At 69.7% G+C, this 14484-nt stretch carries 14 protein-coding genes; 5 read left to right on the forward strand and 9 right to left on the reverse strand.

The features are described from left to right. The first annotated feature begins 128 nt into the window (after nt 1-128). Nucleotides 129-1259, forward strand: a complete 1131-nt coding sequence (locus AC6EUH_RS07715) for an LLM class flavin-dependent oxidoreductase (protein ID WP_056426278.1) — start codon at nt 129-131, stop codon at nt 1257-1259. Further along, nucleotides 1259-1717, forward strand: a complete 459-nt coding sequence (locus AC6EUH_RS07720) for a MarR family winged helix-turn-helix transcriptional regulator (protein WP_056426275.1) — start codon at nt 1259-1261, stop codon at nt 1715-1717. The genes AC6EUH_RS07715 and AC6EUH_RS07720 overlap by 1 nt, the downstream gene beginning before the upstream one ends. A gap of 19 nt (nt 1718-1736) precedes the next feature. Here AC6EUH_RS07720 and AC6EUH_RS07725 read toward each other — a convergent pair whose 3' ends face one another. From AC6EUH_RS07725 to AC6EUH_RS07735, 3 genes are all read right to left on the reverse strand, one after another. Next, complete coding sequence (locus AC6EUH_RS07725; protein WP_056426271.1) at nt 1737-2543, reverse strand: transglutaminase-like domain-containing protein; 807 nt, start codon at nt 2541-2543, stop codon at nt 1737-1739. 86 nt (nt 2544-2629) lie between these two features. Continuing rightward, nucleotides 2630-3454, reverse strand: coding sequence for a hypothetical protein (locus AC6EUH_RS07730; RefSeq protein ID WP_499738279.1), 825 nt, complete (start codon nt 3452-3454; stop codon nt 2630-2632). Between the two features lie 29 nt (nt 3455-3483). Next, nucleotides 3484-4833 (reverse strand): M20/M25/M40 family metallo-hydrolase, encoded by a 1350-nt coding sequence (locus tag AC6EUH_RS07735; RefSeq protein ID WP_499738280.1) that lies wholly within the window; start codon nt 4831-4833, stop codon nt 3484-3486. Nucleotides 4834-4918: 85 nt separating this feature from the next. On the opposite strand from AC6EUH_RS07735, the gene AC6EUH_RS07740 reads away from it, so the two are divergent. Then, the gene (locus AC6EUH_RS07740; RefSeq protein ID WP_056426265.1) at nt 4919-5593 is read left to right on the forward strand and encodes a DUF1684 domain-containing protein; all 675 of its coding nucleotides are present in this window, start codon (nt 4919-4921) and stop codon (nt 5591-5593) included. 4 nt (nt 5594-5597) lie between these two features. Continuing rightward, the gene (locus AC6EUH_RS07745) at nt 5598-6122 is read left to right on the forward strand and encodes a GtrA family protein (RefSeq protein WP_056426262.1); all 525 of its coding nucleotides are present in this window, start codon (nt 5598-5600) and stop codon (nt 6120-6122) included. A gap of 72 nt (nt 6123-6194) precedes the next feature. Here AC6EUH_RS07745 and AC6EUH_RS07750 read toward each other — a convergent pair whose 3' ends face one another. From AC6EUH_RS07750 to AC6EUH_RS07775, 6 genes are all read right to left on the reverse strand, one after another. Then, nucleotides 6195-7352, reverse strand: coding sequence for a cysteine desulfurase family protein (locus AC6EUH_RS07750; RefSeq protein ID WP_499738281.1), 1158 nt, complete (start codon nt 7350-7352; stop codon nt 6195-6197). Continuing rightward, a complete protein-coding gene (gene nadC / locus AC6EUH_RS07755) occupies nt 7349-8362 on the reverse strand; it encodes a carboxylating nicotinate-nucleotide diphosphorylase (RefSeq protein WP_499738282.1) in 1014 nt (337 codons plus the stop codon). Before nadC ends, AC6EUH_RS07750 begins: the two co-directional genes overlap by 4 nt. Next, entirely contained in the window at nt 8359-10218 is a 1860-nt protein-coding gene (locus tag AC6EUH_RS07760; protein ID WP_499738283.1) for an L-aspartate oxidase, read from the reverse strand. The genes nadC and AC6EUH_RS07760 overlap by 4 nt, the downstream gene beginning before the upstream one ends. A 14-nt stretch (nt 10219-10232) precedes the next feature. Continuing rightward, nucleotides 10233-11546 carry a quinolinate synthase NadA gene (gene nadA / locus AC6EUH_RS07765; RefSeq protein WP_056426258.1) on the reverse strand — a complete coding sequence of 438 codons (1314 nt, stop codon included), beginning with the start codon at nt 11544-11546 and terminating at the stop codon, nt 10233-10235. Beyond that, on the reverse strand, nt 11543-12259 hold the full coding sequence (locus AC6EUH_RS07770; RefSeq protein WP_499738320.1) for an NUDIX hydrolase: 717 nt from the start codon (nt 12257-12259) through the stop codon (nt 11543-11545). Before AC6EUH_RS07770 ends, nadA begins: the two co-directional genes overlap by 4 nt. Nucleotides 12260-12413: 154 nt before the next feature. Continuing rightward, on the reverse strand, nt 12414-12887 hold the full coding sequence (locus AC6EUH_RS07775; RefSeq protein WP_056426252.1) for an Lrp/AsnC family transcriptional regulator: 474 nt from the start codon (nt 12885-12887) through the stop codon (nt 12414-12416). Nucleotides 12888-13063: 176 nt separating this feature from the next. Here AC6EUH_RS07775 and AC6EUH_RS07780 point away from each other — a divergent pair, with 176 nt between their 5' ends. Further along, the gene (locus AC6EUH_RS07780; RefSeq protein ID WP_499738284.1) at nt 13064-14476 is read left to right on the forward strand and encodes an amino acid permease; all 1413 of its coding nucleotides are present in this window, start codon (nt 13064-13066) and stop codon (nt 14474-14476) included. Nucleotides 14477-14484: the final 8 nt, after the last annotated feature.

A 14484-nucleotide genomic window follows, 5' to 3' on the forward strand; every position in this document is an offset into this window, starting at 1 on the left:
CGGGCCGCGGCAGGGCGGGGAATATTTGGACGCGGCGGGCGTTGTACCGGTCGATAGATGCAAATGCATGTACATCGGATATAGTAGGAAACAGCTCCCGGAAGTCTCCGGCCACGGAAAGGCACATCATGCAGATCGGCGTATTCAGCGTCAGCGACATCACCACCGACCCCACCACGGGCCGTACCCCCACGGAACACGAGCGCATCAAGGCGTCCGTGGCGATCGCCAAAAAGGTCGAGGAAATCGGCATGGATGTCTACGCGATCGGCGAGCACCACAACCGGCCGTTCTTCTCCTCCTCCCCCACCACCACACTGGCGTACATCGCGGCACAGACCGAGCGCATCATCCTGTCCACGGCCACCACGCTGATCACCACCAACGATCCCGTGAAGATCGCCGAGGACTTCGCGATGCTCCAGCACCTGGCCGACGGCCGTGTGGACCTGGTCCTGGGCCGCGGCAACACCGCCCCCGTCTACCCCTGGTTCGGCAAGAACATCCAGGACGGGATCGAACTCGCGATCGAGAACTACTCCCTGCTGCGCCGCCTCTGGGACGAGGACACGGTCAACTGGTCCGGCAAGCACCGCACGCCGCTGCAGAACTTCACCTCCACCCCGCGCCCGCTCGACGGCGTCGCCCCCTTCGTGTGGCACGGTTCGATCCGCACGCCGCAGATCGCGGAAGTGGCCGCCTACTACGGCGACGGGTTCTTCGCGAACAACATCTTCTGGCCCAAGGAGCACTACCAGCAGCTGATCGGCCTCTACCGCGAACGCTACGAGCACTACGGCCACGGCAAGGCCGATCAGGCGATCGTGGGCCTCGGCGGGCAGTTCTTCATGCGGAAGAACTCCCAGGACGCGGTCAAGGAGTTCCGCCCTTACTTTGACAATGCCCCGGTGTACGGCCACGGCCCGTCGCTCGAGGACTTCACCTCGCAGACGCCGCTGACCGTCGGCAGCCCGCAGGAAGTCATCGAAAAGACCCTGACCTTCCGTGAATACTTCGGCGACTACCAGCGCCAGCTGTTCCTGATCGACCACGCCGGCCTGCCGCTGAAGACCGTGCTGGAGCAGCTGGACCTGTTCGGCGAAGAGGTCCTGCCGGTGCTGCGCAAGGAATACGCCGAGAAGACCCCGGCCCACGTGCCCGAACCGCCCACCCATGCCGGCCGCGTCGCAGCGTCCCTCGCCGCAGCCGGACAGTCCGCCGCCGCCACCTCCAGCCCCGCCGGCACACAGGGCGCGTGATGGCCACCAGGACCGAATCCCCGGTGCGCCTGGCCGCCGAAACCTGGGAATCCCTGTTCCGCGCCCAGGTGGCGGTGATGCGCAGGCTGCAAGCCGGCCCGGCATTCAAGGGCCTCGCCATCAACGAGTACGACGTGCTCTTCACACTGTCGCGCTGTCCGTCCGGCTGGCTCCGCCAGAACGAGCTCAACGACCACGTGCTGCTGAGCCAGTCCAGCCTGAGCCGGCTGGTGGAGCGGCTCGAAAAGCGGGGCCTCGTGGAGCGCATGCCGGCACCCGACGACGGCCGTGGCGTCCTGGTCCGGCTCACCGAAGCTGGCCTGGACCTGCAGAAGCAGATCGGCCGGGAACATGTCCGCGACATCGCGGCCCTCGTGGGCCCGGCGCTATCGGCGGCCGAGCAGCAGGAACTGCTGCGCCTCACCGAGAAGCTGCGGGCCTCGGTGGCCGCGCGCTGAGCTGCAGGGTTTCCGGCCCCTAGTGGAGGGTGACGGGCTTCGTCGGATCCTCATCCGGCAGGTCGCCGTCGACGACGGCGGTCACCTGCATCTGCGTCAGCGACAGGCTGCCGCCCACCGTCGACAGGAACGCGGTGTCCGAGGAGTCCCGGCCGGCGGTGATCCGCAGCATGCTCTCCCGCGGTGCCAGACCGGTGGGATCGATGACGTGCCAGGCACCGTTGACATGGGCCTCGGCCACGGCGTGGAAGTCCATGGGATTCAGCCCCGGGGCGTACACGGCGGCCAGCCGGGCCGGAACGTTCTTGGCGCGCAGCAGCGAGATGGCCAGGTGGGCGAAGTCGCGGCAGACCCCGCGGCGGTGCAGCAGCGTCTCGACGGCGCCGTCGGTCCCGCGGGAGGAGCCGCTGATGTAGCGCAGCTCGCTGAAGACCCAGTTGCGCACCGCATGCACCAGCTCTTCGCCCTGCAGCCCGCCGAACTCCGCGTAGGCGGTGGGCAGGAGCCGGTCGGACTCGGCGTAGCGGCTCGGCCGAACATAGCGGATGAGTTCCATCAGCCGGGGTTCCTCCGGCAGGGCGGACCCGGAGACGGCGGCCGTGTACTCCACCAGCACGTCGGCGGGCTCCGCGAATTCCATGTAGTGGAACCGTCCGCCGTGGTGGTCGGAGAGCTCGGTCAGCGGGACATCTTCGCCGCCTGCCGTCACGGACAGGGACTCCACGAAGCTGCTGTAGCCGGCGTTTCGTGCCACGGACACCGCCAGGGCGACCTTGGTGTCGGCCACGGTCTTGAAGGCCAGGCGGGCGGCTACAGAGCGGTGCATGTATCTCCGGGGTGTGAGGTAGCGACGGGTCGCGTCGCCGTCGCCCCCGCCGGTCCGATGGTGTGCGGGCGGCGGGCGGTGCGGGACTAGTTTTTGATCTCCAGAGACATTAGCATCCGCTGGACGTTGGCGAATTCCGAGCCGTCGTTGACGTATTTGGCCGCCTGGTCCAGGGTGTCGAAGGCCTTGGCCGGCGCCACCTTCTGGTCGGGCGCGAACGCCTTCAGCGCCGTCAGGTCCGCGAAGGAGTAGTCCCCCATGCCTTCGGGGCCGCGGACCAGGTTCTGCAGCACGCAGGCTTTTCCTGCCGCGCCGCCGACAATGTTGGTGATGCCGTAGGAGCCGAAGTACTTGTAGCCCTGGATCACCCGGAACACCACGTGGGGGTCGATAGTGCCCTCGCCGCCGCGGTGCGGCAGCTCGACCGGGACGCTGCTGACCACGACGTACGGTTTGGCGGCCTTGTCAGCGCAGACCGGGGCGGGCTGGGGCCGGAGGCCGGTCTGCAGGGTGGCGAGGTAGCCGCCGTCGGCGTCCTTGACCTCGATCTTGAGCGCGCCGGGCAGGGTGCCCTGCTCCGGAGGTACCGACTGCGCAATCCATTCCCGTGGCAGCTCGAAACTGATTTTTTTCTCCGGATCCGTAAAGACCTTCCAGGCCGCCGCCGTCGAACCCGGCGACGCCGCGACGGTGGACCCTGGCGAGGCGCCCGGCGTCGGGTTGCCTGCGGAGGGTTCCGCGGATGGGTCCGACGGCGCCCCGCTCGCCCCGGGACTGCCGCCCGCCGTCCAGGCGGGCGTGCCCTTGCCGTCGCCGCTGCAGCCGGCCAGCGCCGCGGCGGCGAGCGCCAGGGCGGCGGCGATCTGGAGGCCGCGGGCCGCGGGCCGCCGGAAGGTGTCCGTCCCAGTCATGGTGCCAGCGTAGCGGGACATCGGGCCTCTTAGAGTGCCCGGATCAGCGTTTCGTAGAAGGTGACGCCGCGCTCCAGGGTCTCCAGCAGGATCTTTTCGTCGACGGCGTGGATGGAGGACCGCGCCTCGGTGTCCATCGAGAACGGGGCGAAGCGGTACACGGCGGCGCAGATCCCGGTGAAACGGCGCGAATCGGTGCCCCCCATCATGATGTACGGGGTGACCAGCGCCTCGGGGAAGACCGCGGTGATGGCGGCCTCCAGCAGTTCCCATTGCGGCCCGGAGTAGGGCGAGACCGGGGAGGGGTCGTTGCCTTCCACCACGCGCAGCTCCACCTTGGGGTCCCGGATGATCCGCCGCAGCCGCTCCACCGTCCCCTCGACGGTTTCCCCCACGGCCACCCGGATGTTGGCGTTGGCCCGGGCGGTGGCGGCCAGGACGTTGGCCCCGGCGCTGCCCTCCAGGGTGGTGATGGCCACGGTGGTGCGGGTCATCGCGTTGGTCTCGTTCCCCATCCGGCCGAAGAGCAGCGTCACCGGGGTGCGGAACAGGGACAGCCTGGCGAACACTGCCCGCAGCGGCGCCGGGGCGTGCGGGCCGAACCGCCGGAGCGTCTCCGCGGTCACGTCCGGCAGCGACTGCGGGAACGGGTTCCGCTCGATCCGGGTGATGGCGCGCGCCAGCCGCGCCGTCGCGCCCATCCGGGGAGGGGTGGAGGCATGGCCGCCGGGGTCCCGGGTCAGCAGCTCCACATCGAGGATCCCCTTTTCGGCCACCCCGACGACGGCGGCCGGCCGGGTCACGCCGGGGAATGCCCCGCCGGCAACGGCGCCGCCCTCGTCCAGGACCAGCCAGGGCTTTACTCCCCGGCCGGCCAGCAGTTCCGCCGCGGCGGCGGCGGAATCCCCGGCGGTCTCCTCGTTGTTGCCGAAGGAGAAGTAGAGGTCGCGGGCGGGGGCGAACCCGGCTTCGAGCAAGGATTCCGCCGCTTCCATCACGGCGACCAGCTGGCCCTTGTCGTCGAGGGTGCCGCGGCCCCACAGGTGGGTGCCGTCAATGTGCCCGGAAAACGGCGGGTGGGTCCAGGCCTCCGGGTCGCCGGCGGGGACGACGTCGTAATGGGCCATCAGTGCCGACGGACGCGCAGCGGGATCCGGTCCGGTGCCGGGCCAGCGGAACAGCAGCGCGCCGCCGTTGACGCGTTCGAGGTCGAGGGCGGCGTGCACGGCGGGATACCGGCGGGCCAGCGCGGCGATGAATCCTTCGAACTCGGCGGCGTCCACCTCATGGTCCAGCCGGGAGGACACGGTGCGGAACCGCACAAGTTCGGCCAGGGCGGCTGCGGCGCGGCTGACGGGAGGCTTGGGGCTGGTCTGCATGCGCGAAAGTCTACGGCCGCGCCGTCGCCGGGACGTGCCGCCCGGGGCGCGATTCGCCGCCGGGAAAGCGGGATACGCTGGGGACATGGCGGATCAGGATTTTGACTCCACAGATTTCGGAGACCAGGACAGCGTGGCGGATATCTCCGCCGTCGACATCGCGGACTGGCGGCTCCGGACCTTTGCGCTCTACGCCAACGTGCGGAAAATCGCGGCCGAGGATCCGGCCGAGGCGCATTCGTACTGGCGCCAGGAGCGGGACCGGATGTTCGGCACGCACCCCGCGTCGCCGCTCACCGCGGCCGCCAAGTCCAGCTTCGGCGGGCTGAAGACGGCGGACTACGATCCGATTTACCGCTTCCACATCCCGCTGACCAGCGAGGGTGCCGGGCGGGAAATGAACGTTGAGACCGGGACCGACGGCCTGGTGCGGTTTGTCCGGCTGGGCACGTTCGACCTGCCGGAAATGGGCCAGCTCGCCGTGTGGAAGCTCCGCGGCTACGGCGGCGGCATCTTTGTGCCCTTCCGTGATGCCACGGCCGGGCAGCCCGGCGGCAGCTACGGTGCGGGCCGCTACCTGCTGGACACCATCAAGGGTGCCTTCCACGGCGTGCAGGGGTCCGGCCCGGAGGCCGAGTTCGTCGTTGACTTCAACTTCGCCTACAACGCGTCCTGCGCTTACAACGAGGCGTGGGCATGTCCCCTCGCCGGCCCGTCCAACCGCCTGGCCGTGGAGATCCCTGTCGGCGAGCTGTACTGAGCGGATGGACACAGAGCTCGATCAGCACACCCCTGCCCCCGGCCCTGGCGCCGGATCTGCCCCCGTCGGCACGGTCAGTCCTCCCCGCCAGGCTCCCGTGCGCCGCCGGCACCGCGGCGTCCTCCGCTATCCGCTGGTCCGGCAGCTGCTGAGGTTCACCGCCGTCGGCGTCGTCTGCACGGCAACGTCCCTGGCGCTGTACGCGTTCCTCCGGCCGTACTTTGGCTCGCAGCCGGCCAATGCGACCGCCCTGATCCTGACGTCGCTGATGAACACCGCCCTGAACCGGCGGCTGACCTTCAAGATCACCGAACGCCACCGGATGAAGCGCGACCATCTCAACGGGCTGATCGTGATTCTCGTGGCGCTCCTGATTACCGGCGGCAGCCTCGGCGTGCTGCACTGGATCAATCCCGCCGCTACCGTGGCCGACGAGCTGTGGACCACCACACTTTCCGGCTTCGCGGCCACGGCCGTGCGCTTTACCCTGCTGCGGCACTGGATCTTCCGCCGCGCCCGGCACCGCTAACCCCGGTTGAGCTATCAGATAACGTCCCTCTGAGGGTCCCGGAACAGCATTAAGTGATAGCGCAACGCGGGGTCAGGGGGCGCCGAGGGCACGGACGCTGCCGACGGCGGTGCGGACCGCGGCCGCCGCCTCCTGCAGCTCGGCGGCCGTGATGGTGGTGTCGAAGCTGAAGCGGACTGCGGTCTGGGCCACGTCCGCTTCGATGCCCATGGCGCGCAGCACCGGGGACGGCTCGTCCGACCCAGCCGCGCAGGCCGAGCCGCTGGAGCAGATGACCCCCTGGCGCTCGAGTTCCAGCAGCACGGACTCGCCGCTGGTCCCGGGGAAGCAGAACGACGCGACGGACGGCAGCCGCTCCACCGGATGGCCGGTGAGGACCGCACCCGACACCCCGGCCTGCACCGCGCGGATGAAGTCATCCCGCAGGGCGGCAACCTGGGCCGCACGGTCCCCCTGCGAGCCCCGGGCGAGGGTGAGCGCCGTCGCAAGCGCCACAGCCCCGGCCACGTTCTCGGTCCCCGACCGGCGTCCGCGTTCCTGCCCGCCGCCGTGGATCACAGGCTCCAGCCGGGTGCGGCTCCGCACGAACAGGGCCCCGCTTCCTTTCGGGGCGCCCAGTTTGTGGCCGGAGATGCTCAGGGCGTCCACGCCCAGCGCCGCGGTGTCGAGCGGCAACCAGCCGGCGGCCTGGACCGCGTCGGTGTGGAAGGGTATGCCCTGCGCGCGGGCCAGCGCGGCCAAGCGGGCGACGGGCTGCACGGTGCCCACCTCATTGTTGGCGTACATGATGCTGGCCAGGGCGGTTTCCGGCCGGAGCACGGCGGCGAGCGCCGCCTCGGTGACGCGGCCGTATGAGTCCACCGGCACGACGTCGACGGCGAAGCCGTGCACGCGCGCCAGGTAGCGCGCGGACTCCTCCACGGCGGGATGTTCGACGGCGCTGATCACCACCCGGTCCAGCCGCGGGTCAGCGGCCCGCCGGGCCAGCGCTATGCCCTTGACGGCGAGGTTGTCCGCCTCCGTGCCGCCGGAGGTGAAGACCACCTCGCCCGGGCGGCAGCCCAGTGCCTTGGCCGTTGCTGCCCTGGCCCCGGCGAGCGCCGTGGCGGCCGCGTCGCCGAGCGAATGGTGGCTCGAGGGATTGCCGAAGTCCCCGCTGAGGTACGGCCACATCGCTTCGAGCACCTCACGGCGGACCGGGGTGGTGGCCGCGGCGTCGAGGAAAATCATGGCGTGGCCTGGCCTGCTGCCTGTTCGGTGTTCTCCTCAGCGCGGTGCTGGTTCCTGCCGGGTCCGAGTTCAATGTCGAGTCCCAGATCCAGGGCGGCCACGCTGTGTGTGAGTCCGCCGATCGAGATGACGTCCACCCCGGTGGCGGCAATGCCGGCGACGGTGGCCAGGTTCACGTTGCCGCTGGCCTCGACCCGCGCCCGGCCTGCGACAAGGGCCACCCCCGCGGCCAGCTCGGCCGGGGTGAAGTTGTCCAGCATGATGGTGTCCACCCCGGCGTCCAGTACCGGTCCGATCTGGTCCATGCGGTCCACTTCGACCTCGAAGTGGGTGGTGTGCCCCAGCCGGGCTTTGGCCTCCCGCAGCACGGCGGTGAGTTTCGACGGGTCTCCCCCGGTCAGGACGGCCAGGTGGTTGTCCTTGGCCAGTACAGCGTCGGAGAGTCCGAAGCGGTGGTTGGCTCCGCCGCCGCAGCGGACGGCGTAGCGTTCGAGCACCCGGAGCCCCGGTGTCGTCTTGCGCGTGTCGGTGATGCGCGCCCGAGTGCCGTCGACGAGGGCGACGAACTCCGCTGTTTTGGTGGCGATGGCGCTCATTCGCTGGACCAGGTTCAGGGCCACGCGTTCGGCGAGCAGCACAGCACGGGCGTTCCCGGAAACCCTCGCGAGCGCCGTTCCGGCGGCAAAGGCGGCACCGTCGGCCACGAGGAGTTCGACGACGGCGTCGGGGTCGGTGAGCTTCATCGCGGCCGCGAACACCTCCCCGCCGCTGAGCACGCCGGGCACCCGGGCGGCCAGGACCGCCGTCGCGCGAGTGTCCGCGGGAATGAGCGTCTGCGAGGTGATGTCGCCGTAGGGTGCGTCCTCCAACAGGGCGGCCCGCAGCACGGCGTCCACGGCAGCTGCGGGGAGGGTGCCGGCGAGCGCGGCGGTCACCGACGGCGCGGCGGCCACGGTGGTGGCCAGCGTGGAGGTCGGAGCGGTGGTCGGGGCTGCAACGGGTGCTGTCATGAGGAAATCCTTTGTTTCGGACGGGACGCGGCGGCAGGCCGGTGGCCGTGCGCGCCGGCCGGCGGGGTGGAGCGGGCGGGCGCTACAAGCAGAGCGGGGGCCGCGGGCACAGCGGGCGCGGCGGCTGTCGCGTCGGCCCGGTAGTGGGCGCCGATGGAGCCGGTCCGCTGCCGGGCGGCTGCCACAAGGAGTTGCGCGGCGAGCAGCAGGTTCCGGTCCTCGTGCTCCCGCGGGTCCGTTGCGTCCGTCACGCTCTGGGGACGGACGACGGCCGCCCACGAAGCCAGGACGTACTCCGCCTCCCGCAGCTGCTCCCCGCTGCGCAGGACCCCGGCGTCCGCAGTCATCAACCGCCGCAGGGCCTCGCGCGAAAATGGCCCGGCACCAGCTTCAGTCTTCACAACACCAACGGGCAAGCCGGCCGGGTGATATTCCCGGCCGACACTCAGTGCTGTCTGGCCGCCGTCGTTCGACGGTGTTCCGGAAGCGTGCGTCAAGGGGAGGCCGCCAGCGGCCGAGACAGCACGCGGAGGAACGGCGTCGGACGACGCCCAATCCGACGCGCAGCCAGTTTCGCCAGCCAAGAACGCCTCCACAGCGCGGCGGCCGAAGACCAGCCCCTCCAGGAGTGAATTGCTCGCCAGCCGGTTGGCGCCCTGCGCACCCGTGCATGCGACCTCGCCGGCCGCGTACAGCCCCGGCACGGAGGTGCGCCCCCACAGGTCGGTGGACACGCCGCCCATCCAGTAGTGCGCCGCCGGGGACACCGGAAGCCTCTGCGCCGTCCAGTCGTAGCCGGCGGCGCGGGTGGCGGCCGTGATGCTGGGAAAGCGCCGGGCGAGGAAGCCGGGCCCGCGGGCGGCCTCGATCCCCCGGGCGTCCAGGAAGACGGGGCTGTCCGCCGGCGCGCCCGTGGCGGCGAGGTGCAGGGCAATACTGCGGGAGACGACGTCACGCGGGGCCAGTTCGGCGTCCGGGTGGTAGTCGGGCATAAAGCGGTAGCCGGCGGCGTCGAGCAGGATGGCGCCTTCCCCGCGGACCGCCTCTGAAATGAGGAGCGCCGGCGCGCCGCCGGGCACCTCGTCTGCCGCGAGCGTGGTGGGGTGGAACTGGAAGAACTCCAGGTCGCGGACTGCCGCTCCGGCCCGCCAGGCCAGGGCCAGTCCGTCGGCAGTGGCGACTGAGGGGTTGCTGGTCCGGGCGAAGAGCCGTCCGGCACCGCCGGTGGCCAGGAGCACCGCGTCGGCCTGCAACCGCCGCGGCTGCCCCTTGGACAGGTAGGCGACGCCGGTGACCTGCGCGGGGACCGCCGTCGGGCCCGGTTCGGGAGAGTCGGTGAGCAGGTCCGTGACGAACGCGCCGGTCTCGACCCGCAGCCCGCCCTGGCCCACCCGGTTCAGGACGGCGCGCTCCAGGACGGCGGCGACCAGGGCCCTGGTAATGCGGGCGCCTGTCGCGTCCCCGCCGGCATGCAGGATGCGGGCGGCAGAGTGTGCCGCCTCCAGTCCGAGCGCCGGGCCTCCGCCGGGTCCGGCGTCGAACTGCACGCCGAACCGCTGCAGGCCGGCGATGTCCCGGACGGCCTCGGTGCACAGGACCCGCACGGCGTTGGGGTCGTTAAGCCCGGCGCCCGCGCCGAGGGTGTCGGCGATGTGCGCCGCCACGGAATCGCCGGGAGCGGCCTCCCCCGGGGCGAGCACCGCCGAGACACCGCCCTGGGCGTAGAAGGTGTTGCTCTGCTCGAGGGCTCCTTTGCTCAGGAGCACCACCTCGCACGCGGGCCCGCCGTCGCGGACCGCGTCGGACGCGAGAAGCGCGGCATACAGCCCCGCGATGCCGCTCCCGACAACAACCAACCGCGGCGGCCTGGTCACGGCCGCGCCGCCAGCATCCGTTCGAGGGCAACCTTTGCCGGGGCGGCGACGTCGTCCGCCACCGTGATCCGGTTAACTGCCTCACCCCGGACCAGCGCTTCCAGGACCCAGGCGAGGTAGCCGGGGTGGATGCGGTACATCGTGGAGCAGGGGCAGATCACCGGGTCCAGGCAGAAGATGGTGTGCTGCGGGTATTCCGCGGCCAGCCGGTTAACCATGTTGATTTCGGTGCCAATCGCGAAGGTGGTGGGTTCCGTGGCGCCGGCGATGGCCTTTCGGATGAAGTCCGTGGAACCGGCGGAATCAGCGGCGTCCACCACTTCCATGGGGCATTCGGGGTGCACAATCACCTGGACGCCCGGGAACTCGGCGCGGGCCTTTTCGATCTGGCCCACGTTGAAACGCTTGTGGACCGAGCAGAAGCCGTGCCAGAGGATCACGCGGGAATCGAGCAGGGTCTGTTCGTTGTTGCCGCCGAGGTCCTTGCGCGGGTTCCACATGGGCATCTGCTCCAGCGGCACGCCCATGGCCTTGGCGGTGTTGCGGCCCAGGTGCTGGTCAGGGAAGAACAACACGCGCTGGCCGCGCTCGAAGGCCCATTCGAGGACTGTGGCGGCGTTGGAGGAGGTGCAGACGATCCCGCCGTGCTCGCCGCAAAAGCCCTTGAGGGCGGCGGAGGAGTTCATGTAGGTGACGGGGATGACCGGGACCCGGCCGTCGGCGTCGGGCTCGGTGCCGAACAGTTCCTCCAGCTGTTCCCAGCACTCGGTCACGGAGTCGATGTCCGCCATGTCCGCCATGGAGCAGCCCGCGGCCAGGTTGGGCAGGATCACGGCCTGGTCCGGCCGGGACAGGATGTCCGCGGTTTCGGCCATGAAGTGCACACCGCAGAAGATGATGGCCTCGGCGTCGGGCCGGGTCAGTGCGGCATTGGCCAGCTGGAAGGAATCCCCCACGAAGTCGGCGTATTCGATCACTTCGTCGCGCTGGTAGAAATGCCCCAGCACGACGGCGCGGTCCCCCAGTGCCGCTTTGGCGGCGCGGATCCGCAGGTCGAGTTCGGCGTCGCTGGCCAGCTTGTACTCCTCCGGAAGCTGGCCCTGCCGGGGAGTTGAGGCGGGAGCGACGTCCGCGACGGAGGCGCCGGGACCGTAGGCGGGCACACCGGCGAGGGCCTCGGCGAGATCGTAGTCCCAGGGTCCTCGGGCCAGCGCGGGACTGCAGGTGGAGGCGCCCGTCGCAAGGCCCGTGGCGCTGCTGGCGGCCTGTTCGCGCGTGATCAGCTGGATGGCCGTATTGACGCTGCTCATGGTGTGCTCCTGTTGTCTGGGTCAAGGCCTGGGCGGCCGGTAAAGCGGTAGAGGCGGGGCGGGCGGTGTTTGCCGCCCTGCAGGTACTGGTCGGTTTCTTCGATCTCCGGTGTGGCCTTGACCTGCCGGCGGAAGTTGGCCGGGTCCAGCTCGCGGTCCAGGACGGCCTCGTAGACCTCCCGAACCTGCGCCAGGGTGAAGTACTCGCCGAGTAGGTGGTACGCGATGGACCCGTAGGCCATCTTGTTGCGCAGCCGCCAGAGCGCGTAGTCGATGATCGCGTTGTGGTCGAAGGCCAGTTCGCCGAGCCGGTCGGCCCGGAACCACTTGACGTTTTCGGATTCGTCCGCGAGCGCGGCCTCGGTGGGCTGCACCAGCGCCCAGTACACAATCGAGACGACCCGCTGGGTGGGCGAACGGTGCAGTCCACCGAACGCGTAGAGCTGTTCGAGGTAGCTGGGCGCCAGGCCCGTGGTCTCCTGCAGGTTCCGCGAGGCGGCGTCCGGCAGGGACTCGGAGTGGGTCAGCGGGCCCCCGGGCAGCGCCCACAGTCCCTTGAACGGCTCGCGGATCCGGCGCACCAGCGGGATCCAAAGGGTGGGCCGTCCGGAGCGCTCACTGGGACGGAGGGCGAAGATCACCGTGGAGATGGCCAGCGACGGCGGCGCAAGCTGGCGCTCGGAGACGTTGGCTGCTGTGGTGTAAACGGTGATTCACCCGCCTTCTGAGGCTCCGGCCGGTCCCTGGGGACTGTCCTGACGCTCCGGCCCGACCGCCGGATTAGTTATAGTCAGATTGACTAGAACTAATTCTACGACCTCACGCGCCGGGTGCAAAATGTTTCAGGTCACATGGGGCTGCGGCCTTTCACCTGCCGGTGGCTGCGGCTTCCAGCAGCGGGAGCGTGCGGCCCTGGAAGTGAGTGTTCAGGACAATGACCGAGGACGAGCGCAGCACCGTCCGCGTGGCGATCATGGCGTCCAGCACGCGCTGGAGGTCCGAATTGGAGCGGGCCGCAATGCGCGCCATCAGGTCCGATCCGCCGGAGACGGTATGGATTTCGATCAGTTCCGGAATCGCCGCGAGTGCCTCGACGACGGCGTCGTGCCCCAGGTCCTGGTTGATGGTCAGGGAGCAGAACGCCACCACGGGAAAGCCGAAATGTGCCGGATCCGGCTGCGGCACCCAGGAGCCGATAACGCCGCTGTCCTGCATCCGGTCCAGCCGCGACTGCACGGTGGCGCGGGCAACTTTGAGCACGCGGGATGCCTCCAGCACCGAAGCGCGGGGGGAATCCGTGAAGAATCGGACAATTTTCGCGTCCAGGGGATCAACGTTCATCGAATTTTCCTCCCGCAGCGAAGTCCGCACGACAAACCGCTATGGAAACTCCGCCTGTAGCCAACAAACTGCCATTATCCTCTCACGGCCGGCGCATGGAGACCCCGCCCTTTCACGGTAAATTCAATAGGTCCCATAAGGACTTAGAGATCCAAACCACACGAAGGTTCGCCAGTATGACAATGAAGTCCACCGCGGAGCGCCCCGGCCTGAAACTGGGCCACAGCATGAAGCCACGCCAACTCACCATGATGGGACTCGGCAGCGCCATCGGCGCCGGCCTGTTCCTGGGATCGGGGGCCGGCGTCCAGGCCGCCGGACCCGCCGTCCTGATCTCCTACCTGGTCGCGGGAACCCTGATCATCCTGGTCATGTGGGCCCTCGGCGAAATGGCCGCCGCCAACCCCAACAGCGGCGCGTTTTCCGTCTACGCCGCGAAGGCCATGGGCCGGACCGCAGGTGCAACCGTTGGCTGGCTCTGGTGGCTGCAGCTGGTGGTGGTGATCGCCGCCGAGGCTCTCGGCGCCGCCGCCCTGCTGTTCACCGTGTGGCCCGTGGTTCCGGTCTGGGCCCTGTCCCTGATCTTCATGGCCGTGTTCACGGCCATCAACCTGGCCGGGGTGAAAAACTTCGGCGAGTTCGAGTTCTGGTTTGCCATCCTCAAGGTCGTTGCCATCCTGCTGTTCCTGGGCATCGGCACGGCACTGCTGCTGGGCTGGCTGCCGGACGTCGAGTCCCCCGGCCTCTCCAACTTCACCGCCGATTTTGCCCCAGCCGGACTGGGCGGGATCGCCACCGCGCTCTTCGTGGTGATCTTCGCGTTCGGCGGCACCGAGATTGTCAGCGTGGCCGCCGCCGAGACCGAGAACCCCCAGCACAGCGTGGGCCAGGCGATCCGCACCGTCGTCTGGCGGATCATGGTCTTCTACATCGGCTCGGTCTTCGTCATCGCCGCGGCCCTTCCCTACACGTCGGAAGAACTGGCCTCGCCGTTTGCCGGCGTCCTCAACGTGGCCGGCATCCCCGGAGCCGGCGCCGCCATCACGCTGGTGGCCGTCGTCGCACTCCTCTCGGCCCTGAACGCGAACCTGTACGGCGCCTCCCGGATGGTGTTCTCACTGTCCGAACGCGGCGAGGCTCCCCGGTTCCTGTCGAAGATCAACAAGGCGCGGGTGCCGGTGCTCGCCGTCGCGGTTTCCGTGGCGTTCGGCTTCCTGGCCGCCGTCCTGGAACTGGTCTTCCCGGAGCAGATCCTTCCGGCACTCTTCCAGCTGGTCGGCTCGACGTGCCTGATGGTCTGGGGCTCCGCGCTGGTCTCCCAGCTGATCCTCCGCCGCCGCGCGGACCGTGAGGGCACTGTCCTGCCGCTGCGCATGAAGGGCTTCCCGGGGCTGACCATCTTCGGCCTGGTCCTCCTGGCCCTGATCTTCGCCGTGGGCTTCAGCAGCCCGGACAGCAGCAAGCAGCTCTTCAGCACCATTGCCCTGGTCGCCGGTATTGCCGCCGCCTGCTGGATCGGCGCCCGGCTCACCCGCAACCGCAGCGCGGCGCCGGCCGAGCAGGCCGACCGCGTCGACGTCGGGAAGTAACGGGCCCT

The organism is Arthrobacter sp. 001422645, from assembly GCF_059816125.1.